General features: G+C 65.3%; 23 protein-coding genes and 2 pseudogenes. 14 read left to right on the forward strand and 11 right to left on the reverse strand.

The features are described 5' to 3' along the window. Positions 1-29 precede the first annotated feature (29 nt). Complete coding sequence (locus ILP86_RS20055; RefSeq protein ID WP_113681201.1) at positions 30-170, reverse strand: IS3 family transposase; 141 nt, start codon at positions 168-170, stop codon at positions 30-32. Continuing rightward, positions 152-415, reverse strand: coding sequence for a transposase (locus ILP86_RS18645; RefSeq protein WP_193762635.1), 264 nt, complete (start codon positions 413-415; stop codon positions 152-154). Before ILP86_RS18645 ends, ILP86_RS20055 begins: the two co-directional genes overlap by 19 nt. Before the next feature lie 299 nt (positions 416-714). Between ILP86_RS18645 and ILP86_RS20060 the strand changes: the two genes are divergently transcribed. The 7 genes from ILP86_RS20060 to trxA are packed head-to-tail and all read left to right on the forward strand — an operon-like array spanning position 715 to position 7820. Further along, positions 715-1146, forward strand: coding sequence for an Hsp20/alpha crystallin family protein (locus ILP86_RS20060; protein ID WP_350502260.1), 432 nt, complete (start codon positions 715-717; stop codon positions 1144-1146). Then, a complete protein-coding gene (gene dnaK / locus ILP86_RS18650) occupies positions 1131-2996 on the forward strand; it encodes a molecular chaperone DnaK (RefSeq protein ID WP_127011787.1) in 1866 nt (621 codons plus the stop codon). Before ILP86_RS20060 ends, dnaK begins: the two co-directional genes overlap by 16 nt. A gap of 18 nt (positions 2997-3014) precedes the next feature. After that, positions 3015-3554 carry a nucleotide exchange factor GrpE gene (locus tag ILP86_RS18655; protein ID WP_193762636.1) on the forward strand — a complete coding sequence of 180 codons (540 nt, stop codon included), beginning with the start codon at positions 3015-3017 and terminating at the stop codon, positions 3552-3554. 3 nt (positions 3555-3557) lie between these two features. After that, positions 3558-4445, forward strand: coding sequence for a DnaJ C-terminal domain-containing protein (locus ILP86_RS18660; RefSeq protein ID WP_193762637.1), 888 nt, complete (start codon positions 3558-3560; stop codon positions 4443-4445). Then, positions 4442-4753: a chaperone modulator CbpM gene (locus tag ILP86_RS18665; RefSeq protein WP_087132767.1), complete on the forward strand. Its 312-nt coding sequence runs from the start codon at positions 4442-4444 to the stop codon at positions 4751-4753. Before ILP86_RS18660 ends, ILP86_RS18665 begins: the two co-directional genes overlap by 4 nt. Continuing rightward, positions 4744-7371: an ATP-dependent chaperone ClpB gene (clpB, locus tag ILP86_RS18670; RefSeq protein WP_113681183.1), complete on the forward strand. Its 2628-nt coding sequence runs from the start codon at positions 4744-4746 to the stop codon at positions 7369-7371. The genes ILP86_RS18665 and clpB overlap by 10 nt, the downstream gene beginning before the upstream one ends. Next, positions 7368-7820, forward strand: a complete 453-nt coding sequence (gene trxA / locus ILP86_RS18675; protein WP_193762638.1) for a thioredoxin — start codon at positions 7368-7370, stop codon at positions 7818-7820. Before clpB ends, trxA begins: the two co-directional genes overlap by 4 nt. Here the strand turns inward: trxA and ILP86_RS18680 are convergent. Further along, a complete protein-coding gene (locus ILP86_RS18680; RefSeq protein ID WP_193762639.1) occupies positions 7705-8265 on the reverse strand; it encodes a hypothetical protein in 561 nt (186 codons plus the stop codon). The genes trxA and ILP86_RS18680 overlap by 116 nt on opposite strands. A 415-nt stretch (positions 8266-8680) precedes the next feature. Between ILP86_RS18680 and ILP86_RS18685 the strand changes: the two genes are divergently transcribed. From ILP86_RS18685 to ILP86_RS18700, 4 genes are all read left to right on the forward strand, one after another. Continuing rightward, positions 8681-9385 (forward strand): hypothetical protein, encoded by a 705-nt coding sequence (locus ILP86_RS18685; RefSeq protein WP_127011784.1) that lies wholly within the window; start codon positions 8681-8683, stop codon positions 9383-9385. Next, entirely contained in the window at positions 9363-9776 is a 414-nt protein-coding gene (locus ILP86_RS18690; protein WP_127011783.1) for a phage holin family protein, read from the forward strand. The genes ILP86_RS18685 and ILP86_RS18690 overlap by 23 nt, the downstream gene beginning before the upstream one ends. Beyond that, positions 9773-10336, forward strand: a complete 564-nt coding sequence (locus tag ILP86_RS18695; RefSeq protein ID WP_137771927.1) for a DUF3618 domain-containing protein — start codon at positions 9773-9775, stop codon at positions 10334-10336. Before ILP86_RS18690 ends, ILP86_RS18695 begins: the two co-directional genes overlap by 4 nt. A gap of 62 nt (positions 10337-10398) precedes the next feature. After that, positions 10399-11493 carry a YihY/virulence factor BrkB family protein gene (locus ILP86_RS18700; RefSeq protein ID WP_193762640.1) on the forward strand — a complete coding sequence of 365 codons (1095 nt, stop codon included), beginning with the start codon at positions 10399-10401 and terminating at the stop codon, positions 11491-11493. A gap of 61 nt (positions 11494-11554) precedes the next feature. Here ILP86_RS18700 and ILP86_RS18705 read toward each other — a convergent pair whose 3' ends face one another. The 4 genes and pseudogenes from ILP86_RS18705 to ILP86_RS18720 all read right to left on the reverse strand — a co-directional run bounded on the left by ILP86_RS18705 (position 11555) and on the right by ILP86_RS18720 (position 14205). Continuing rightward, a complete protein-coding gene (locus ILP86_RS18705; protein ID WP_179516251.1) occupies positions 11555-12271 on the reverse strand; it encodes a TetR/AcrR family transcriptional regulator C-terminal domain-containing protein in 717 nt (238 codons plus the stop codon). Positions 12272-12604: 333 nt separating this feature from the next. After that, positions 12605-12954: pseudogene (locus ILP86_RS18710) on the reverse strand (IS3 family transposase); the annotation flags it as partial. 341 nt (positions 12955-13295) lie between these two features. Then, on the reverse strand, positions 13296-13610 hold the full coding sequence (locus ILP86_RS18715; RefSeq protein ID WP_193762652.1) for a hypothetical protein: 315 nt from the start codon (positions 13608-13610) through the stop codon (positions 13296-13298). Positions 13611-13671: 61 nt separating this feature from the next. Beyond that, the gene (locus ILP86_RS18720; RefSeq protein ID WP_308431981.1) at positions 13672-14205 is read right to left on the reverse strand and encodes a DUF488 domain-containing protein; all 534 of its coding nucleotides are present in this window, start codon (positions 14203-14205) and stop codon (positions 13672-13674) included. Between the two features lie 433 nt (positions 14206-14638). On the opposite strand from ILP86_RS18720, the gene ILP86_RS18725 reads away from it, so the two are divergent. Next, complete coding sequence (locus tag ILP86_RS18725; RefSeq protein WP_193762643.1) at positions 14639-15832, forward strand: alcohol dehydrogenase catalytic domain-containing protein; 1194 nt, start codon at positions 14639-14641, stop codon at positions 15830-15832. 85 nt (positions 15833-15917) lie between these two features. Then, entirely contained in the window at positions 15918-16886 is a 969-nt protein-coding gene (locus tag ILP86_RS19960) for a helix-turn-helix domain-containing protein (protein WP_193762644.1), read from the forward strand. 91 nt (positions 16887-16977) lie between these two features. On the opposite strand, the pseudogene ILP86_RS18735 reads toward ILP86_RS19960, so the two are convergent. The 3 genes and pseudogenes from ILP86_RS18735 to ILP86_RS18745 form a co-directional block, all read right to left on the reverse strand. Continuing rightward, positions 16978-17115 (reverse strand): annotated as a pseudogene (locus tag ILP86_RS18735) (ABC transporter permease); the annotation flags it as partial. A 117-nt stretch (positions 17116-17232) separates the two neighbouring features. Further along, positions 17233-18558 carry an ISL3-like element ISPfr2 family transposase gene (locus ILP86_RS18740; RefSeq protein ID WP_193762645.1) on the reverse strand — a complete coding sequence of 442 codons (1326 nt, stop codon included), beginning with the start codon at positions 18556-18558 and terminating at the stop codon, positions 17233-17235. A 600-nt stretch (positions 18559-19158) separates the two neighbouring features. After that, a complete protein-coding gene (locus ILP86_RS18745; RefSeq protein ID WP_027020518.1) occupies positions 19159-19470 on the reverse strand; it encodes a putative quinol monooxygenase in 312 nt (103 codons plus the stop codon). Positions 19471-19577: 107 nt separating this feature from the next. On the opposite strand from ILP86_RS18745, the gene ILP86_RS18750 reads away from it, so the two are divergent. Continuing rightward, positions 19578-20519, forward strand: coding sequence for a GlxA family transcriptional regulator (locus ILP86_RS18750; protein ID WP_193762646.1), 942 nt, complete (start codon positions 19578-19580; stop codon positions 20517-20519). Between the two features lie 552 nt (positions 20520-21071). Here ILP86_RS18750 and ILP86_RS18755 read toward each other — a convergent pair. Then, entirely contained in the window at positions 21072-21671 is a 600-nt protein-coding gene (locus ILP86_RS18755) for a uracil-DNA glycosylase family protein (protein WP_248539683.1), read from the reverse strand. Between the last annotated feature and the right edge of the window lie 100 nt (positions 21672-21771).

A 21771-nucleotide genomic window follows, 5' to 3' on the forward strand; every position in this document is an offset into this window, starting at 1 on the left:
CGAGACTCCGGCCAGCCTGCCCAGTCGCATCAGCCGCGCGAGACGCGCTTGCGGCTGACGTGAACGCCGAGTCCGAGCCGGAGCTCGGCGAGCACCCGCGGAGCACCGTAGGTTTCCCGCGAGTCAGAGTGGATCCGGCGGATCGTGGTCGTCAGTTCCGCATCCGCGATCGCGCGCCGTGACGGCGGCCGGCTCGCCCATTCATCCGGTTCCGGCGCCGCAACTCGACGAGCTCCTTGTGCTCGTCGGTGGTGACCCCGGCCTTGCGGCCGGAGTCGACAGCGTCACGGTTCATCCAGTTCCGAAGGCAGGATTCGCTGATCCCGAGGTCACGCGCGGTCTGCGCATCGGGATTGCCCTGAGCAACAAGATCGAGGGCTCGACGCCGGAACTCCGGCGGGTGGGCAGCAGGCATGTCACGGACTCCTTCCGAGACGATCATCGCCTCAAAGTCGGTGTCCGGAAAAGCGGGTCAGGCTCCGTTCGTCAGGCAAATGTCTTGCGAAATGTCTACGTGGGGTCCATGCTGGCGCCAGAACGAGTTTCGTTCGCGCCTCTGCTTGGACCACATCGTCCTGGTGGGTTCTACACCTCCGACCGTCGAACAAACATCGGCAGTGGAGTTATAGCGACTCAGCGTAAATGGGAGGGGGTGGTGAGATGGTGACCTCATGTGCGGACCTGCGCATCGCTCAGCAGATGGATCCGCGCTCGATGTGGGTCGATCTGTCCCGAGAGGGCGACGAGTACGTTCCTGAGGCGAACCTGCCAGGCATCGACTCGGAGTCCATCGAGCTGGGTGGGCGGCCAGCCGCTCACCGTCCGCGCGGTCAGCGGCCCAGTCCGGGACCGCCGGCGCGAAGTGGTTCACCGCCGAACGGCCCCCACGGGCAATTCATGCGGCTGCTGGGACTGGCGCCCGGCATCGACAGCGACAGCGTCACCGCCAGCTGCGACCTGGGCGTCCTGCGGGTGGTGATGCCCATCGAGCAGCCCGCCGTCAGGAAAGATCCCCCTGAAGCAGCCTGCTTCCTGACTCTGGGCACTCAGCCCTGCGCCTGCGCCGATCCTGGCGCGCTCTTTGACGACCCCTGCAACGTGTCTCACGCGACAAGAAAGGAACAACCATCATGGCCAAGGCAGTAGGAATCGATCTGGGAACCACGAACTCCGTTATCGCCGTCTGGGAGGCCGGCGAGGAGAAGGTCATCCCGAACGTGGAGGGAGCCCGCACTACCCCGTCGGTGGTCGCTTTCACCGAGGACGGTGAACGGCTGGTGGGGCAGCTTGCCCGCCGGCAGAGCATCCTCAACCCGAAGGGCACCATCTCGTCCGCCAAGCGGTTCATCGGCCGGTCCTTCGACGAGATCAAGGAGGAAGCCAACGCCGTCGGCTTCGACGTCGTGGAAGGCCCCAACGGCGAAGCACGGTTCAACATCCGCGGCAAGCAGTACGCGCCGGAGGAGATCAGCGCCCAGGTGCTGCGCAAGCTCGTCGACGACGCCAGCAAGTTCCTCGGCGAGAAGGTGACCGAGGCCGTCATCACCGTTCCCGCCTACTTCAACGACGCCCAACGCACCGCGACCAAGGACGCCGGACGCATCGCCGGGCTCGAGGTGCTGCGCATCATCAACGAGCCCACCGCCGCCGCACTGGCGTACGGAATGGACAAGAAGAACCACGAGACCATCCTGGTTTTCGACCTCGGTGGCGGCACGTTCGATGTCAGCCTCCTCGACGTGGGCGACGGGGTCGTCGAAGTGCGATCCACCGCGGGTGACACTCACCTGGGCGGCGACGACTTCGACCGCCGGCTGGTGGACTACTTTGCCGACGAGTTCAAGAACGAGAACGGCATCGACCTGCGCAACGACCCGCAGGCGCTGCAGCGACTGTTCGAGGCGGCCGAGAAGGCGAAGGTCGAGCTCAGCTCGGTGTCCCAGACCCAGGTCAGCCTGCCCTTCATCACCGCCGACGCCAGCGGACCCAGGCACCTCACCATGACCGTGAAGCGGTCCAAGTTCGAAGACCTCACCGCTGACCTCGTTGAGCGGTGCCTCGGTCCGGTGCGTCAGGCGATGGCCGACGCGAAGGTCAGCGAGAACGATATCGACGAGGTCATCCTCGTGGGCGGTTCCACCCGCATCCCCGCTGTCCAAGCGCTCGTCAAGCGGCTCACCGGCGGCAAGGAGCCGAACATGACGGTGAACCCCGATGAGGTGGTCGCTGTGGGCGCCGCCATCCAGGCGGGCGTCCTCAAGGGCGACGTCGACGACGTGCTGCTGCTGGATGTCACCCCGCTGTCGCTGGGTGTGGAGACCCGCGGTGGCGTGATGACGAAGATCATCGAACGCAACACCACCATCCCCGCCCGACGCAGCGAGGTGTTCTCCACGGCCGAAGACAACCAGCCGTCGGTGGAGATCGTCGTCCTGCAGGGCGAGCGGGAGAACGCCGCAGACAACCGGGTGCTGGGCCGGTTCCAGCTCACCGGCATCCGCCCCGCTCCTCGCGGTGAAGCGCAGGTGGAGGTCACCTTCGACATCGACGCGAACGGCATCCTGCACGTGACGGCGAAGGACAAGGACACCGGCACCGAGCAGGGCATCACCATCAGCGACACCTCGAATCTGGACCAGGGCGAGATCGACCGGATGATTAAGGAAGCCGAGCAGCACCGTGCTGACGACCAGGCGCTGCGCCAGGCCGTGGACGCCCGCAACGAGCTGGACTCCGCCGCCTACCAGGTCGAGCGGGTACTGCGTGAGCTCGGCGACGCTGCACCGGAGCACGAGCGTGCCCGCGCGGAGCTGCTCATCACGCAGGCCCGCGAGGCAGTGCAGAACAACGTCGGCGAGCAGGAAGCGAAAGAGCGCACCGGCGAGCTGCTGCAGGTTGCGCAGTCCCTTGCTGCGGCCCGCGCGAACGCCAGCCACGCTGAGCAGCCCGCTCAGGACGACGAAGACGACGTCGTCGACGCCGAATTCGACAAGTAGCACGGAGGGAGGATCGCGATGGTCGAGGAGCAGAACGAGGACACGCGGGCCGTGGACCTGCTGAACGACGACCTCACCGACGTGTCCCCGGAGGAGATCCGCGCCGCGCAAGCAGCGGTCGCCGCCCAGTTGGAGACGGCCGAGGACCGGTGGCGCCGGGCGGCGGCGGACTACGACAACCTCCGCAAACGGATGGCGCGCGAGATCCAGACGGTCCGCGAGCAGGAGCGGCGGCACACCGCCAAAGCCTTCTTGCCCGTCGTCGACGGGCTGGACCGGGCGCTCAGCTTCGGGGTGGACCTTGACGAGGGCGTTCTGGGTGGCATGCAGGCCATCCGGGCGCAGGCCGCTGATGCGTTGCGCGCACTCGGGTACCCCGAGATTGTCATCGACGGTGCGGAGTTCGACCCGCAGCTGCACGAGGCGGTCTCGGTGGTCGAGGATGCCAGCGTCCCGCCGCGCAGCATCCTCGCCGTCACTCGCGCCGGGTTCGGAACGCCTGAGCGGATGCTGCGACCGGCTGCGGTCGTGGTCACCCGCAGGCCGGATGAGGAGTAGGAGATGGCGGAGGATCTCTACAGCGCGCTCGGGGTCTCCCGGTCGGCGGATCAGAAGGAGATCCGCCGCGCCTACCGGGAGAAGGCCCGCAAGTTCCACCCGGACGTCAACAAGACCCCGGGGGCGGAGGAGACCTTCAAACGGATCAGTGAAGCCCACGATGTGCTGTCGGACCCGGAAACCCGCTCACAGTACGACCGGTTCGGTGAGAACTTCCGGCAGTACGCCGCCGCGGACGCGGCTCGCTCCTCCGAGCAGCCGCGCCGCAGCGGGGGCACCCGATACACGTGGAGCGGGGGCGGCACGCAGAGCTCGAACTGGGAGGACCTCTTCGGGGGCGGCTTCGGTGGTTTCGGTCGCGGCGCCGACCACACCGCGGAGCTGGAGATCACCGTCGAGGAGGCCTACCGGGGCGGGCGTCGCACCGTGCAGGTCGCGTCCCCGTACGGCGGCGCGCAGGAGTACACCATCGACATCCCAGCGGGCGCTGTCGACGGGCAGCGGCTGCGGATCTCGGGCGCAGGCGGAGCGGGCGCCGACGGACAGGACGGGGACCTGCTGGTCACGCTGCGCGTGAAGGACAGTAAGCGGTACCGACTCAGCGGCGCGGACATCGAAACGGACCTTCCCATCTCACCGTGGGAGGCGGCGCTGGGCGCGGATGTCAGCGTGCCCACCCCCGGCGGCCCGGTCACCGTGCACGTTCCGCCCGGCTCGTCCACTGGCAGGCGGCTCCGCCTGCGCGGGCAGGGGATGCCCCGCAGAGGACAGCCGGGAGACCTGTATGCGCGGGTGAAGGTCGTCGTTCCGCGCACTCTCAGCAAGAAGGAGAAGGAGCTGTTCGAACAGCTCCGCGACGAATCGTCGTTTGATGCCAGGAGAGGATCATGACCTCACATCACCTGCCCGTCCGTGTCGCCCGGGCCGACCTGGCGGCGACCGCCGTGGCCGCAGGTATCCACCCGGATACGCTGCGGAAGTTCGTCGAGCTGGGGCTGGTCACCGCCCACGTCGACACCAGCGGCCGGCTGTGGTTCGCCGGTACCGTCCCCGCCCGCGTGCACACCATCGTGCGTCTGCACTCCGATCTTGCCGTGAACTACGCCGGCATCGCACTCGTGCTCGACCTGCTCGCCCGCATCGAGCAGCTCGAGCAGCACCGGACCATCCGACTCGAAGGAGACACCCCATGGACATGAACTCACTCACTCAGAAGTCGCAGGAAGCGCTCACCTCGGCCCAGAGCATCGCGGTCCTGGCCGGTCAGATCGAAACGGACGAGGAGCATCTCCTGCTCGCACTGCTCCAGCAGGAGGAGGGGCTGGTTCCCCGACTTCTGCAGACAGCGGGTGCTGACGTGGAAGCGGTACGCGCCGACGTCGAAGCGGAGATCGCCCGCAAGCCCAGCGTCTCCGGGTCCTCCCCGCAGACCGGTCAGGTGTATCTGAGCCGCAGCCTCACCTCCACCCTGGAACGGGCGGAGCGGGAGGCAAAGCGGCTGAAAGACTCCTACATCTCCGTGGAGCATCTCGTTCTGGCCCTCGCCGACGACTCCTCCAACCGTGCCGCGTCCCGCGTGCTGCGCGGGCACGGTGTCACCCGGGAGAGCTTCCTCAGCGCGCTCACCAAGATCCGCGGCAACCAGCACGTCAACTCCGCCACCCCCGAGCAGACGTACGAGGCGTTGGAGAAGTACGGCCGTGACCTGGTCGCTGACGCCCGGTTGGGCAAGCTTGACCCGGTCATCGGGCGTGATGCGGAGATCCGCCGGGTCATCCAGATCCTCTCCCGCAAGACCAAGAACAACCCCGTCCTCATCGGCGAGCCCGGTGTCGGAAAGACCGCCATCGTGGAGGGCCTTGCCCAGCGGATCTTGCGTGAGGACGTGCCCGAGGGCCTTCGCGACAAGACCGTGTTCTCGCTGGACCTGTCTGCCCTGGTCGCCGGCGCGAAGTACCGGGGCGAGTTCGAGGAGCGAATGAAGGCAGTCCTGGCAGAGGTGAAGGCAGGGGAGGGACGCATCCTGCTGTTCATCGACGAGCTCCACACTCTGGTGGGGGCGGGAGCCACCGAAGGGGCAATGGACGCCGGCAACATGCTTAAGCCGATGCTCGCCCGCGGGGAGCTGCACCTCATCGGTGCCACCACCCTCGATGAGTACCGCAAGCACATCGAGAAGGACGCTGCCCTGGAACGCCGGTTCCAGACGGTGATGGTCGAGGAGCCTGACGTGGAGGACGCGATCTCCATCCTCCGCGGCCTGCGCGAACGACTGGAGATCTTCCACGGTGTCCGCATCCAGGACAGCGCATTGGTCGCTGCCGCCGTGCTGTCCCACCGGTACATCTCCGACCGGTTCCTGCCCGACAAGGCCATCGACCTCATCGACGAAGCCTGCGCGCGACTGCGAACCGAGATCGACTCAATGCCCGCTGAGCTCGACGAGCTGACCCGGCGGGTGACCCGCCTGGAGATCGAGGAAGCGGCGCTGTCGAAAGAAACGGACCCTGCCAGCAAGAAACGGCTGGAGGAGCTGCGCCGGGAACTGACCGACCTGAAGGCGGAGGCGGACTCCAAGCGCGCCCAGTGGGAGGCGGAGCGTCAAGCGATCCGCAAGGTCCAGGAGCTGCGCGGTGAGCTGGAGCGGCTGCGGCGGGAGGCGGAGGAAGCTGAGCGCTCCTACGACCTCAACCGTGCCGCTGAACTGCGGTACGGGGCTATCGCTGACGCGGAACGACGCCTGCGCGCCGAGGAGGAGCGTCTCACCTCCAAACAAGGCGGGCAGCGGCTGCTGCGGGAGGTGGTCACCGAGGACGAGATCGCCGAGATCGTCGCAGCGTGGACGGGGATCCCCGTGGCCCGGCTGCAGGAAGGTGAACGCAACAAGATCCTCACCCTGGACGCCACCCTCAAGGAGCGGGTGGTCGGTCAGGATGAGGCCATCACGCTCGTCAGCGACGCGATTATCCGTGCCCGCTCCGGCATCCGCGACCCGCGCCGACCCATCGGCTCCTTCATCTTCCTCGGCCCCACCGGTGTGGGAAAGACCGAACTGGCCAAAGCGCTCGCGCAAGCACTGTTCGACAGCGAATCGGCGATGGTCCGGCTGGACATGAGCGAGTACCAGGAACGTCACACCGTCAGCAGGCTGGTCGGTGCACCTCCCGGGTATGTCGGGTATGACGAGGGAGGGCAGCTGACCGAGGCGGTGCGCCGCCACCCGTACAGCGTGGTCCTTTTCGACGAGATCGAGAAAGCGCACCCGGACGTGTTCAACACGCTGCTGCAGGTCCTTGACGACGGCCGCATCACCGACAGTCAGGGACGCACCGTCGACTTCCGCAACACCATCGTCATCATGACCTCCAACATCGGTGCCCATCACCTGTTGGGCTCCGATGGGGGCGCGATCCCCGACGACGTGCGAAACAGTGTGCTCGGTGAGTTGCGCGCCCACTTCCGTCCCGAGTTCCTCAACCGGGTGGACGACATCGTGGTGTTCTCGCCGCTGGGTCGTGAACAGATCCGGGACATTGTGGAGCTGCAGTTCACCGACCTGCGCTCCCGGCTGGCCGAGCGTCAGATCCGCATCGAGCTGACGCCCGCGGCACGCCAACTCATCGCCGACCGCGGCTACGACCCCGTGTACGGTGCGCGTCCGCTGCGACGCTACATCAGCCATGAGATCGAGACCCGACTGGGTCGTGCGCTGCTGAGCGGGGAGGTGATGGACGGGTCGACGGTCACGCTGGACGTACACGACGGCGACCTCGTCTTCAACATCGCAGCGCCCGTCGAAGAGGAGGACACGGCGTGAGCGCGATTGTGACCTGCCCCAACTGCGGGAAGAAGAACCGTGTCCCCGCCGCCGCGTCGGGGTACCCGCGCTGCGGCGTCTGCAAGAGCGCCGTGCCGTGGATCGTCGATGCGGGCGATGCGGACTTCGCCGAGGTGGTCGAGAAGGCCCCGCAAGTGGTGCTCGTGGACTTGTGGGCGACCTGGTGCGGACCGTGCCGGATGGTCAGCCCTGCCCTCGAGAAGGTCGCCACGGAACGTGCCGGCAAGCTCAAGCTGGTGAAAGTGGACGTGGACGCCGCGCCGGAGACGGCCCGCAAGTTCTCCGTCCAGGCGGTGCCGACTCTGCTCATCCTCAACCAGGGGAACGTGCTCTCCCGCCAATCCGGAGCCGCCCCGCTGGACGTGCTGCTGCGCTGGGTGGACGAGGCGCTGCAGAAGAAGGCTGACTCGGCCGGTGCTGCTCGATGAGATATGTCGACCCACACGTCGCGCCGAGGATTGCGCCGAGGAGAGTGACCACGGCAGCGCCGAGGGCGGTGAGGATTCCGGTGAGGGTGGCGGTTTCGGGGGTGACCGGGATACGGGGGAAGCTCTGCAGGTTGGCGAGGATGTCCCACTGGGAGCCGGCGATCGCGGTGACGATCGCGAGGATGATCGCGATGACGATGGCCCACAGCCAGACAGCGATTCCCTGCTTGACTCCGCTGAACCGTGCCATTCGCCCGGCGACGTAGCCGCCCGCGAAATAGGAGATCAGCAGCACGAGCCCTATGGCGATCGCGCTGACGATACCGACGGTGCCCGCGTTCTCGGCGGCAGCGTCTGCGGCTTCGTCCGGCGTGGTGCCGTTGCCGAAACCGATGGCAGCCCCGACCGCTGCGACCAGGGCGGTCAAGAGCACTGTGGTGCCCATTGCCGTGAGCCAGCCGAAGAAGGCGGAACCAAATTTGAACCCGCCGAATTCGGCCTTCTCGCGTTCGTGGACGTCGGTGCGGAGAGTGTGATCGGCGTCAACAGGGACAGCTGCATGGGGGGGAGTCCTCGTCGTACACCGGCGCGCCGGGCTCCCGATACTCGTTCGAGTCGTTGCTGGTCATACGGAGAAAGTAGGCCGACGACGTGTGAGCAGGGAGGTGGTTGTCCTCCCGGAGATAGAGGCGTACTGTATGCGACCTTACATAGTAAGGCTCCGGCTCTGGCGTTGTTCGAGATCCGGCGGGCCGTGTACACCGTAAGGCTGCTCGGTGCAAGGGTCCTGATGAAGTCGGGTGCGGGGGTCTACAACAGGATTCACCGATCGGTTTGATCGGTCCGCGAGAGGAGCACTAATGTCGGACAACTATGAGACGACCAGCCCGAGCGGCTCGGACGTACGATCCCCGGATTCCTCAGGCAAGGTGGACGCTGCCAAGCAGGAAGCCTCTGACCTGAAAGACACGGCCACGTCGCAGGCGAAGGATGTTCTGGGTACGGCCAAGGATGAAGCGGCTTCTGTCGTCGGGGAGGCGAAGACTCAGGCGAAGGATCTGTACGCGCAGACCCAGCGGGAGCTGTCGGAGCAGGCCAACACGCAGCAGCAGCGCCTCGCGGGAGGTCTTCGCTCGGTCAGCGACGAACTCGGTTCCATGGCCACTAACTCCGACGGCAGCGGCGTCGCCAGCGATCTGGTCCAGCAAGTCTCGGGTCGCCTGTCCGCAGCCGCGACGTGGCTCGGTGACCGCGATCCCGGTTCCGTGCTCACGGAAGTCAAGCGTTATGCCCGCCGCAAGCCGGGCACGTTCATCCTCGCCGCAGCGATCGGCGGAATCGTCGTCGGCCGCCTCACTCGCGCTCTCGCCGCGAACGCGTCGGACGAGAAAAACGCCTCATCGGCACCAGTGTCGCCGCCGCAGCAGGTGCACCCGGACCCCTCGGTACCTGTCCCTGTCGTGAACGACCTCGGCGCGGGCGGCACCCCCGTCTACACACAGACGGCTTCTAGCCGTCCGGATCTTCTCGGGGAGGGCGGCTATGACCGACCCAACGCCGTCTGAGGCGAAGGCCGCGTCGACGTCTATCGGAGATCTGCTGGGCGAGGTCTCCCGTGACATTTCGACGCTCATGCGCCAAGAGGTCACGCTCGCCAAAGCGGAGTTGAAGGACTCGGCAACCAAGTCCGCCAAGGGCGCAGGCCTCATGGGTGCCGCCGGCTACGGAGGGCTGATGGCGGTGTTCTTCTTGTCTGTCGCACTGTGGTGGGCACTGGGGACCCTGATTGGCGGAGGCTGGTCTGGCGTCGTCGTCGCCGTTCTCTGGGCGATTATCGCCGCGATCCTGTTCCTGGTGGGACGGACTCAGTTCAAGCAAGTCAAGGGCGCCCCGCAAACCGTGGACACCCTCAAAGAGATCCCCGAAACGCTGAAGAGAAATGAGGAGAACCGATGAGCGATTCACCCGATGAGATCCGCGCCGACATCGAGCGGACCCGCCAAGACCTCGGCATGGATGTGGACGCGCTGGCCGACAAGGTCTCGCCGTCGAAGATCGTGGACCGGCAGATCGACAAGGTCCGCGGAGTTTTCGGCTCCGTGCGGGAGCGTGTGATGGGCGCCGCAGACGACGCCGGCTCCTCACTGTCGGGCGCTGGATCTCACGTCGGCGACGTGAAGGACCGCGCCGTGGCCAAAGCGGAAGGCAATCCGCTCGCGGTCGGATTGATCGCTTTCGGTGCCGGTCTGGTCGTCGCCTCGCTGATCCCTGCATCGTCGAAAGAGAAGGATCTCGCTGCCACGGTGAAGGAGCAGGCGCAGCCGCTGGTGGACGAGGTCACAGACGTCGCGAAGGAAGTCGGCGAGCATCTGAAAGAGCCCGTGCAGGCCTCCGTCGAATCCGTGAAGGAATCGGCGCAGGACTCCGTCTCCACGGTCAAGGATGAAGCACAGAACGCCGCCGGTGAAGTGAAAGACCAGGCTCAGCACGCTCGCGAGAACATCTCCGACAACTGACCTACACGGATCGGGCGGGCCCGTCATGAGACGGGCCCGCCCCCCACGATGAAGGACTCGCGATGAGCAGCAAAGCCCCCTCCACCGAACGCAACGCCCCGGACCCCGAATCCACCAGCAAGCCCGACTCCCCGGACGATCTGCACAAGAGGTCCTGGAAGTACGTGTTGCGGAAAACGATCCGCGAGTTCTCTTCCGATCAATGCACCGACATCGCCGCGTCGCTGACGTACTACGCGGTGCTGTCGCTCTTCCCGGGCCTGATTGCGATCTTCTCTCTACTGGGTGTTGTCGGGCAGGGAAAAGCCGCCAGCGACGCAGTGCTGGGAATCATCGAGCAGGTCGCTCCCGGTGACACGGTCGACACGATCCGTGGGCCGATCGAGCAGATCGCCGAGTCTCCGGGTGCCGGTTTCGCTCTCATCACCGGTATCCTGCTGGCCATCTGGTCGGCATCCGGCTACGTGGGCGCGTTCAGCCGTGCGATGAACCGGATCTATGAGATCGAGGAGGGCCGGCCGTTTTGGAAGCTGAAGCCCGCCCAGCTGCTGGTCACAGTCATCATCATCGTGCTGCTCGTTCTCGCCGCGATCATCCTCGTCGTCTCCGGCGACGTCACCAAAGCGATCGGCGATGCCCTCGGCATCGGCGACGTTCCCCAAACGATCTGGTCCATCGCCAAGTGGCCTCTGCTCGCCTTCATCGTGGTGTTGGTCGTCGCGATCCTCTACTACGCCACCCCGAACGCGAAGCAGCCCAAGTTCCGGTGGATCAGCATCGGCGCCCTCCTCGCGATCATCGTCCTCGCTCTGGCCACGCTCGCATTCGGATTCTACGTCGGGAACTTTTCCAACTACGACCGCACCTACGGCTCTCTCGCCGGCATCATCATCTTCCTGCTCTGGCTGTGGATCGCGAATCTTGCCCTGCTCTTTGGTGCGGAATTCGACGCCGAGCTCGAGCGCGGACGCCAGCTGCAGGCCGGAATCGCTGCGGAGGAGGACATCCAGCTCCCTCCCCGCGACACCCGCAAGAGCGATAAGGCCGCCGAGAAGGAACAGAAGGACATTGAGCAGGGCCGCCAGCTCCGCGAACAAGCGGACGCGAACGACGCGGACGCCCACGACACGGATCAGGGTGAGCTCGGAAAACAGTAACCCATCACCGGACCCGCGGCGCGGAGGCGGAAGATGCGACCGCACTCGTGGAGCCGCAGGGCTATTGGGTCATGTCTCGGTTGAGGCGGTCGAGAAGAACCTCGAGCGACACCTCGAATTCCTCATCGGAGCGGTCCTCGCTGAGCAAGGACCGCAACCTCCGCACCTCCGGTGCATCGTGCAAACCGACCTGGCCGTCGCGCTCGGGGATGTCCGCGTCCCCTTCATCCAGGGGCTCTTCCACAGGACCGGTTTCGGCCCCGCGCACCGCGGACTCCAGGAGGAGCTGGCCGAGCAGAAAGCTGCTGAACGCGCGGTACGCGTCGACCGCTTGAGCGTCGGTGAAGCCATGACCGAGAAGGGTGCGGAGGAACATGTCCACGACTTCGACGCTGCGCAACGGGGGACGCAGCCACGGGGCGGCAGGATGCCGTGTAGCGACCAGAGGGAACGCGTGAGGATGATCGATCGCGATCTGCCGCACCTTGTGGGCAACGTCCTGCAGGAACCCTTGCCAATGCTCGGCTAGCTCGTCATCCAGGTTTGAGGTCAGCCTGCCGAGGAGCAGAGCGATCACACCCTCCAGGAGATCCTCTCGCCCATGCACGTATCGGTATAGGGACATTGCCTCGACACCCAACTCTTGGGCGAGGGAGCGCATCGACAACCCCTGGGCGCCCGAACGGTCAATCTGTTCCAACGCCGTCTCGACGATGAGTTCACGGCTCAGGCGGCCAGCTGCTGACCGTGAGCGTTTCTTGCTCAGTTCCTTCGACATAACGCATCTCTTGCCGTCGGCTCAAGTGACCCGCTGCGTGTGACTGCGGATGAGACCGGCATACGCCCACGTTAACCCCGCTTCACGGCAGGAGGGCGATATCTGCCCGGACTTGTGAGCGGGTTGCTGACCTCACTCGTCACCCCAGATATGTAGGGGATTCCCTACGTCGAGCTGACTTCGGTGCACGGATCTTGGGGTCGGCGCGGTCGCTACAGCAGCAGAAGCCAGAGAAGAGCTGCAAGGTTCGCGAGGGCAGTCGCTGCCGGGCCAATCGTCTTGATTCGATCGCGAATGATCGCGCCAATTCCTGCATCCGCTGCTTGGACAGCGGTCCTTGTGTTCGTCGATGAAGTCGACTATCGCTTGTGTGGCCGGTCGAGTTCGGCCGCGAAGAAAGCCGAAGCCGCCTTCAAGATCTCGTTCGCCCGCCGCAACTCGGCGTTCTCCCGCTTGAGGCGCTTGATCTCCACTGTCGCGTCAGTCGTCACACCGGGCCGGTCGCCCGCGTCGACCTGCTCCCGGCGGATCCAGGTGCGGATCGTTTCCGGCGACCCGATCACGAGCATCTGCGCGACCGCAGTCATCGCGGCATACTCGCTCGGATAATCGGATCGCACCTCGGCGACCATACGGACAGCGCGCTCACGAAGCTCGCGCGGATACTTACTGGGACGTCCGATAAGACAGATCCTTCCAAGGAATCCTGTCTCCGGACACACCGGGGCGAGTCACTGCGGTAAGTTGCCTGTAGCAAACGCCGCGCCGCTGCAGTTAAGCCGCCATGCCCACCTTTTGGGGGACAGGGATGGTAACGTTTGGTTAGTAGCTGGGGCTACTTGCGGAGCGTCTGGGGCGCTACGCCACACGCAACGAGGCGATGTCACGTTTCTGTGACGAGCCCTCTCGGAGCCTCGGTTCTGGGGAACTCATCGTTTCGAGAGGGCTGCCCCTCGACTAGAGAGTCTTTAACGCGCAATACGCAAGGCGGGCCCGCGTAGTGTCGTTCCCACTCGAGTGGGGGTCATCCTGTGGGTGTTTCCAGGACTTCCTCGAGGAACGTGATGCCTCCGGAGCTGTTGGCTGACTCCATCAGCGCGTGGATCCATTGCAGGTTGAGTTGCGGGGGTTCGAGCTCATCGAAGGTGAATTGCAGTGGGATCGACGGGTGTAACCAGATGGTGCTGCGCCCTTCAGGGTCCCCTTCTGGATGGCGCCAGGACAGGGTGAAGGACTCGTTGCGGCGGAGCTTGGTGGCGACGATCACTTTGAGGTGAACGAGGGCACGTTCCTCGATGTGGATCGGCGCTTCCGACCCGCCGTAGTGCAGTGTGCCCATGGTGGACGACATCCATTCTCGGGATGACAACTCGGTCACATCGGCGAGAGGCTCGCTATGCCTACGGTTGCCCTTCCAGGTTAGTGGGCGGGTACCAGACCCGCTGCCCGTCCACCGACGCGAACGACGTGAGTGTGTGGGGTTTGGTGGAGGTGGCGCTCATGATGTCCTTCACAGAAATGTGGCGAACGAGCAGCGCATCCGCGATGAGAGACCGGTGGCAGCGCCACGGGACCGCTTCCGCGCACATGATCGCCACAGTCTTCTCTTTTGCTCGATCGATCAGACGGTCTATTCCACGCGCGAAGGGCTCGGTTTGCATGTAGTCGGCGTAGCTGCGGAAGCTTTTGTTGCGCCAGGCGCCGTTGATGCTCTCGACGTTCACTGGGGTGTGGCGGAGACCGCCGAGTTCTTCCATCCGCGCGTACTGCAGGCCTGCGTCCGTCAAGCTCTGTTCGAGCGCCTGCGCGCCGAATTGCGGGTTATGTCGGGAGCCGGGAACCGTTCGGACATCGATGAGTTGTTGCACGCCGTTGTTTTCGAGCAGCGTTATGAACTCCTCGATCGGGTGTGTGGAGTGACCGATGGTGAACACTGTCGAGGGTTGCATCCTGCTCCTGAACGGTTGCGAGCGGTCGGTTGCGACCGGGGAACTCCTCGCACCCAAGGGGTCCCCCGGTCAGCCGATCAGCGGCTCGCTCCCTTGCGCGGCTTGAGGAAGACGTCGGGTTCGCGCTTTTCGCGCTTGGCCGCTCGCTTTTCCTTGATCGAAATCTGCGACCTCCCCGACGAGGATCCCGAACCTGCGCGTCGGCGGCGGGTGAAGAATCAGACGAAGTCATGACCAGATCGTACTGACCGGCGCAGCTGATCCACCCGCCTTCGAGCGGCCGGCGCGAACCTGGCGCAAAACGCCCGAGTCATGACGCAAAACGCCGGACCGAGCTGAGGATACTGTGCCAGTGTGAGGTGCAGCCCGCTGCGCCCACGTCAGGAGCAGAAGCGGGCCAATCAGCGAGGAGAAGGACATGCCAGAAACCAACCGGGCAATCGTTTTCGACAGCCCCACCAAGCTCACCCTGGAAAGCCTGGACTTCCCGAAGCTCCAGATGCCGAACGGGACGAAGGCACCTCACGGCGTCATCGTGCGCATCGTCGCCACGAACATCTGCGGCAGCGACCTGCACATCTACCGTGGTTCGTTCCCTGTCCCGCAGGGAATGGTCATGGGGCACGAGATGACCGGTCAGGTCGTCGAGGTCGGATCCGACGTGCAGTTCATCCAGCCCGGCGACCTCGTCTCCGTGCCGTTCAACGTCGCATGCGGCCGCTGCCGGAACTGTAAGAACGGGCGCACCGACGTCTGCCAGACCGTCAACCCGCAGGTGCACTGCGGGGCGTACGGCTTCAACCTCGGCGACTTCCAGGGCGGCCAGGCCGAATACCTCTTCGTCCCCTACGCCGACTTCAACCTGCTCAAGTTCCCCGACAACGACGCAGCGATGGAGAAGATCCGCGACCTCGCGCTCCTCTCGGACGTCCTCCCCACCGCGTTCCACGGCCTCATGGAAGCCGGCGTGAAGGTCGGCTCGACGGTCTACATCGCCGGCGCCGGACCCGTCGGACGTGCAGCAGCAGCAGCAGCACGCCTCATCGGCGCCGCCGCCATCATCGTGGGCGACTACGACAAGGAACGACTCGACCTCGTCAAGCGCAACGGCTGCGAGACCATCGACCTCAGCCAGGAGATCCCCCTCGCCGACCAAATCGAAGCCATCCTCGGCGCCCCCGAGGTCGACTGCGCCGTCGACTACGTCGGCTCCGAAGCCCACGGCATCGGACACGAAGCCCACGAACTGCAGCCGCAGGCCGCAATCAACCAGGTCCTTGCCGCAACCCGCGCCGGCGGCGCAACGGGCGTCATCGGCATCTACGGGCCCGACCCGCTCGCCGACACCAAGGAAGGGCAGGAAGGAACGTTCCCGCTCGACTTCGGCAAGGTCTGGATCAAGTCCCCACGGGTCTCCGCCGGACAGGCACCCATCATGAGCTACAACAGGGACCTCATGATGTCCATCCTCTGGGACCGCATGCCGTACCTCAGCGACATGATGAACACGAAGGTGATCAGCCTCGACGACGCCGTCGGCGCCTACGAGACCTTCGACCAGGGTTCAGCGAACAAGTACATCATCGACCCTCACGGGCTGATCTCGGCGTAAAGCAAACCGAGCGCGGCGACCGGACCAGTCCGGCCGCCGCGCTCTGCTGAGGTGAACCGCAACGATCGAGTAGAGGAGGACCAGCGTGGACAACCAGGAACGTGCACCGCGTCACCCCGTGCGATCCTGGTCAACAAAGAACGCCCCGACCGATGCGGTGGTCGACTACTGGCGCCAAGCACGTGAACGCGCATATGTAAAAGTGCAAACCGACCCGCTTGCGCCCAACTTCTACGGCAGCATTCGCCTTCAGACCTTTGAAGATTTCTCGATCTCGTACAAGATAGCTGGCGCGGAGACGGCACGACGCTCCCGAACACAGCTCGCCACCGGAACCGAAACGGACCACTATTTCTACTTCCTGTTCCAGACTCGCGGGTCGATCGCAGTAGAGCAGGGCGGGCGAGTAGCAACGGCTCTCCCTGGTTCCGTAGTCATCTACGACAGTGCCGAGCCGTTCGTCTTGCGCGCAGAGAAGCCATATGAGCAGGTAGTCCTCGAAGTCCGAGCTGCACAGCTCATGGAGTCGAGAGCGTTATCAAACCCTTCGGACTACACGGCTCATCAATTTCAGCTGACCGGTCCGGAAACCGCCGGGTCGGCCTTCATAACCTCCTTCGGCCGCACCCTCTCCGAAACACCCAATGTGCACTTATTCAGCCCCGCCGTACCGGAGCTAGCCTCAGCAATACTCATGTCAGCGCTTGGTGAACATCGTCGGCAGGAATCGGACACGTACATGCGCGCTCTTGACCTCCTGGAACGACTAGCGTCACACCCAGGACTCCGCGCCGAGCATATAGCCTCCGAATTGCATGTCTCAGTTCGGACGCTTCACCGCGCCTTTGCTGAACACGCCAGTCGATTTTCCGAGCAGCTCCGCGACATCCGTTTGCGCCGCGCCAAACGCTTGATGGGAAGGTATCCGGACCTAACTATGCCCCGGGTGGCCAAGAGCGCTGGCTTCACGAATGAATCTCAGTTGTATCGAGCCCTCCAACTCGATCCGATCCAATCTGACGGTCCGGCACTGACCTCTCCGCGTGAGGCGTGATCGACGCTAATCGCAGTCTCATCCGGTATCGCCTCACTCAACCCAACACAAGCTTTATCGTCGCCGAGACGACCGAAACGGAGGCCGGTCCGGCCGGCACGTTCTGCGCGGCGAGCCCGCCAGTCAGGCCGGCGAGGAAACCCACGAGCAGGGTGATCAACGCCACGACCGATCCGATGAGCACGAACCTGCCACGAGCGAATCGGAGGTCACGCCAAGCGACGAACACGATGGTTCCTTCCCGACGTCAGAGACGCTTCCTGCCGTCGGAACCGGCCTCGCTGCCGCGGGTCGGAGTGCCATCGGCGGGAGGTTGACTCCTCGGATCCAACTTCTGATTGATGGCTCATCCCAATCGGGGGTGTAGGAGTTGGGGTCTGAAGCCGCCGGTCTCGAGCAGGCTTCGGGCGATGTAGTTGGTCAGGTTGCGGAACCCGAGTGCGGAGCCGCGCAGGTGTTCGAGCCGTCCGTTGAGCGCCTCGGTCGGCCCGTTGCTGGTGCCGGGTCGTTCGGAGTAGGCGAGCACGTCAGCGGCTCGCTTCTTCAGGGTCCGGCCCAGGGTGGTGAGCTCGGTGAGCACCTTGGGGACGCCGGCGCTGAGGTCGGTGATCAGCTTCTCCATGAGCTCGCGCCCACGTTGCCGGTCCTCGTGGCGATAGGCGGCGATCATGCGCTGGTAGACACCCCAGGTCGCCTCGACCTCGACGTGAGCGTCATCAACGAACAGCGCGCGTAGCCTGTCGCTCTGCTTGTCGGTGAGCAGGTCCGCGCCGGTGTGCAGCGTGCGCCGCGACTTGTCGAGCGGGTCGTCCCTGAACCCACGGTGCCCGTGGATCGCGAGTTGGACCCGGCGCCGGCACCTGTCGAGGGCGTCACCGGCCAGGCGCACGACGTGGAAGGGATCCATCACCGTGACCGCGTCCGGGATCTCCTCTGCAGCGGCGGTCTTGAACCCGGTGAAGCCGTCCATCGCGACCACCTCGACCGCGTCACGGAAGGCGTCGTCGCGGTCGGCGAGCCAGGTCTTGAACGCCGCCTTCGACCGGCCCTCGACCATGTCCAGCAGCCTTGCTGGGCCGGCGCCATCGCGGACCGGGGTGAGGTCGATGATCACGGTGACGTACTTGTCGCCACGCCTGGTGTGGCGCCAGACGTGCTCATCGACGCCAATGACCTTCACGCCCTCAAACCGCGTGGGGTCGTTGATCAGCAGCCGCTTGCCTTCAGCCAGGACCGTGTTGTTGGCGGTGTCCCACGCGACCCCGAGTCCCTCGGCGACACGGGCGACGGTGAGGTGTGCGACCACGATCCCTTCCAGCGCCCACCGCAGCCCGGTGCGCGAGAGCTTCGCGCGTGGCTCCGCCGCGGCGCTGGTGTCTTGGCGCCACACGTGTCCGCAGTCGGCACAGCGGTAGCGGCGCACTACAACTTCCAGCACGGTCGGTCGCCAGCCCAGCGGCTCATGGGCCAACCGCCGGATCACGGTGTCACGAGCAGCGCCTTCGCTGCCGCACCGTCGGCACCACTGATCTGGTTCCATCACGCGGCACGCGAGGACCGCACGATCCGGTTCAAGTCGTTGTCCGGTCACGCTCAGACCGAGGCCGTCGAGTCGAGCGAAGGCGGTCAGGTCAGGGCGGCCGAAGCCGGCAGGCGGGGTAGCGTCGGACACGTCGAGGCCTTTCGGATGGATGGCGAAGGAACCTCCATCGTCGGGAGACCTCGACGTCTATCTGCGGACCGACGCGCCCGGCCGACCTACACCGTCATCTGAGAAGACCCCTGAAACGTCTTCGACGACGACGGGACCGGCGAGGAGGAGGGAGCGGTGTTGCTCGGCTTCGACGCCGCCGCAAGCTCCGGTGAAACGGTCGGTACTGGTCGGTCGTCGTCGGTCACCACCGGATGGCGGCGTCCCCCACGCTCGGCGTTTGCGCAGGTCAGCGGCTCGTTCGCCCAGTGGGCGCATCAAGCGATAGACGCAAAGCCGACGTGATTAGGTCGTCGGTTCGATTCCGACAGGCGGCTCCGGCGAACGGCCCCTGACCCGCGGAAACGCAGGTCAGGGGCGGTTCGGTTCTGGTGGTCGCGCGATGCGCTGGCCTCACGGCTCTGCCCGACACCGACGTCGCTCTCCTCTGCGACGGACCCCTCGCGGCCGGCATCCTGTCCGTGTGTCGATAGGCCTCGCACCGCTCGGCAACGCAGCATGGCGTTGCGTCGCCACCTGGCGACGGCTCGGCGGGGCGCGATCGTCGCGTGTGTTGGCGGACTACGGGAGCTTGGACGCGAGGACGTCGGCCGCCAGGATCTCGGGTGCTGCGCTGAGGAGGTGCTGGTTGGCCATCAGGGCTGCGACGATGGCGCCGTTGGCGTGGGCGTCGCGAGCGGCTTCGTCGGGGAATGCATCGAAGATCCAGAAGGTGTCGGCGTGGGTCCTGACCGCGAACCAGACAATCGTTCCTACTTCTTCGTTGGCAAGTGCGACAGCGCCGGCGAGCAGATCGGCGAGCGCGTCGTGCTGTCCATCGGCCGCGACGATCTTGGCGACGAAGGCATACGGAAGTGATGCGGGTGTGGACATGAGGGACTCTCCTTGAAATCGGGGTTCTTCGTGGGACGAGTTCAGCGTATGACGAGCGAGGACCGGTGGGGAGTGGCGTATACGGCAGTATTGCTATTGTTTACGTCATGCGTATCGGACTGATCGCGATCGACGGCTGCTTCGGTTCGGCTATCGCGTCGATCATCGACATCGTGCGGGTGGCCGACGGAGCCCGCGGCGAGGTCGACCCGCGGATCGACCCGATCGAACTCGCCATCCTCGGACCGAAACGGCGAGTGACCACGACGGCATCGATGACCCTGTCGGTGGACCACCCGCTGTCGGAGTCCGGAGAGTTCGACGTGGTCGTCGTCCCTGCGCTTGGAACCCTCACGGCCGCCGCGACCCACGACGCCCTCCAGAGCCGAGATGTTCGTTCGGTCATCGCCTCGCTCGGGCGCCTCGACGAGGCGACCACCCGGATCGCCGCGGCGTGCACCGGCGTGTTCGCCGTCGCCGAGACCGGACGGATGCATCATCGGCGGGCGACGACCAGCTGGTTCCTGGGGCCGGAGTTCCGGAAGCGCTATCCGACCGTCGCCCTCGATCTCGACACCATGGTCGTGGTCGACGGGAACCTCGTCACCGCCGGCGCCGCATTCGCCCACATCGACCTCGCGCTCTCACTCGTGCGATCGATCAGCCCCGACCTGGCCCAACATGTCGCCAAGCTCCTCCTCATCGACGAGCGCCCGTCGCAGGCGGCCTTCGTCGCCTACGAACATCTCCGGCACGAGGACCCGATCGTGGTCGAGTTCGAACGCTTCGTGCGCGCCCGCCTGGACGAACCGTTCAACGTCGCCTTCGTCGCGCAGTCGCTCGGCACCAGCCGGCGCACCCTCGAACGACGAGTCCGTGCGGCGCTCAACCTCACTCCGCTCGGCTTCGTCCAACGGCTTCGCACCGAACGAGCTCGACACCTCTCAGCAACCACGGACCTCACCTCCGCCGAGATCGCGCTACGGGTCGGCTACGCAAACGCCGAGACTCTGCGCTCCCTCCTGCGTAGGGAGCGACGCCGTTCCTGACCTATCGCCATGCCTGTAGCCGGTGTCCTAGCGCTCGACTGGAACCAGCTCTCAGCACGTCGCGTCGACGCTCCTGCGTCGCCCCTGGACTACCCACTCGACACGCCCGCAGCACAGCCCATGTGACGTGCCCCGGCTTCCCGGACGGTCGGGGTTGGGTGGCTGTGATGTCGCTGCGTTCTCGTCGAGAGCATCAGCAGACCCGATCAGAGTCGATTGGGATAAGACGCGAAGGCGGTCAGGTCAGGGCGGCCGAAGCCGGCCGGCGGGGTAGCGTCGGACACGTCGAGGTCTTTCGGATGGATGGCGTAGGAACCTCCATCGTCGGGAGACCTCGACGTCTATCTGCGGACCGACGCGCCCGGCCGACCTACACCCTCATCTGGGAAGAGCCTCATTGCGTTTGGCGCAGCGCCCCAGACGCCCCGCGCGTAGCCCCAGCTACCACACAGACATTACCACTGGGTGTCCCCCAAACGGAGGACATCACGGGCCGGCGCGACCCGATGTAGTGCGCGGGCATCAGCGATTGATTCACCCCCAGAAACGGTTTCACCGCAACGCGGTCTCGATGTGCCAACGGAGATCTTCCACGACGTCTGCGGCGGACCACGGGTTCCTCGCGTGCCAACGAAAGTTGAGCGGCGACGGGTGCACTAGAGGGAACAGCTCAGGAAGAAACTGCTGATAATTCCGTACCGTCGCGGTCTTCGCAATCGGCAAGTACGCCTGCTGTGCGTAGCGTCCGATCAACAAAGTCAAACGAATATCAGGCATCAACGCGAAGAGCGGCGGATGCCACCTGGCCGCGAAGCCTCGACGCGGCGGCGCATCTCCCGACCCGCTGCGACCGGGGCCGGGGTAGTAGAAGTCCATCGGCAAGAGAGCGAAATTGTCCGGGTCTCGGAACTGTCCTTCGGTGACACCAAGCCACTGCATGAGGGTGGCACCACTGGCGTCGTCCCACGGCACCCCGCTTGCCTGCGCGCGGCGTCCCGGCGCCTGGCCAATGACGGCCACGCGCGCAGCGGCACCCACCGTGTAAATGGGGTCCATGCCCTGCTCTCGCAGCGCGTTGTTGGTGGAATCGTGTATCAGCTCATCATGGATGAGCGCGAGAGGATCAAGTGCACCGTACTGCGGAGTTCCCACGATCCGTACGCAACCTGCTTCAGTGCTTCTTAACGACGGTCAGGAGGATGACTGAGTCCTCGATGGCGTCGAGTGAGTGGAGCCCGTCCGGGATGATGAG

This window comes from Microbacterium sp. R1 (assembly GCF_015159725.1).
GTDB lineage: Bacteria > Actinomycetota > Actinomycetes > Actinomycetales > Microbacteriaceae > Microbacterium > Microbacterium oxydans.

Coding starts and splice junctions, on each gene's coding strand:
- ILP86_RS18700 (WP_193762640.1), top strand. CDS start 10,399: ATGAGCAGCAAAGCCCCCTCCACCGAACGCAACGCCCCGGACCCCGAA.
- ILP86_RS18665 (WP_087132767.1), top strand. CDS start 4,442: ATGACCTCACATCACCTGCCCGTCCGTGTCGCCCGGGCCGACCTGGCG.
- ILP86_RS18725 (WP_193762643.1), top strand. CDS start 14,639: ATGCCAGAAACCAACCGGGCAATCGTTTTCGACAGCCCCACCAAGCTC.
- ILP86_RS18680 (WP_193762639.1), bottom strand. CDS start 8,265: ATGGGCACCACAGTGCTCTTGACCGCCCTGGTCGCAGCGGTCGGGGCT.
- ILP86_RS18745 (WP_027020518.1), bottom strand. CDS start 19,470: ATGTCCACACCCGCATCACTTCCGTATGCCTTCGTCGCCAAGATCGTC.
- clpB (WP_113681183.1), top strand. CDS start 4,744: ATGGACATGAACTCACTCACTCAGAAGTCGCAGGAAGCGCTCACCTCG.
- ILP86_RS18715 (WP_193762652.1), bottom strand. CDS start 13,610: ATGGGCACACTGCACTACGGCGGGTCGGAAGCGCCGATCCACATCGAG.
- ILP86_RS18645 (WP_193762635.1), bottom strand. CDS start 415: ATGCCTGCTGCCCACCCGCCGGAGTTCCGGCGTCGAGCCCTCGATCTT.
- ILP86_RS18690 (WP_127011783.1), top strand. CDS start 9,363: ATGACCGACCCAACGCCGTCTGAGGCGAAGGCCGCGTCGACGTCTATC.
- dnaK (WP_127011787.1), top strand. CDS start 1,131: ATGGCCAAGGCAGTAGGAATCGATCTGGGAACCACGAACTCCGTTATC.
- ILP86_RS18695 (WP_137771927.1), top strand. CDS start 9,773: ATGAGCGATTCACCCGATGAGATCCGCGCCGACATCGAGCGGACCCGC.
- ILP86_RS18750 (WP_193762646.1), top strand. CDS start 19,578: ATGCGTATCGGACTGATCGCGATCGACGGCTGCTTCGGTTCGGCTATC.
- ILP86_RS18705 (WP_179516251.1), bottom strand. CDS start 12,271: ATGTCGAAGGAACTGAGCAAGAAACGCTCACGGTCAGCAGCTGGCCGC.
- ILP86_RS18685 (WP_127011784.1), top strand. CDS start 8,681: ATGTCGGACAACTATGAGACGACCAGCCCGAGCGGCTCGGACGTACGA.
- ILP86_RS18660 (WP_193762637.1), top strand. CDS start 3,558: ATGGCGGAGGATCTCTACAGCGCGCTCGGGGTCTCCCGGTCGGCGGAT.
- ILP86_RS20060 (WP_350502260.1), top strand. CDS start 715: ATGTGGGTCGATCTGTCCCGAGAGGGCGACGAGTACGTTCCTGAGGCG.
- ILP86_RS18655 (WP_193762636.1), top strand. CDS start 3,015: ATGGTCGAGGAGCAGAACGAGGACACGCGGGCCGTGGACCTGCTGAAC.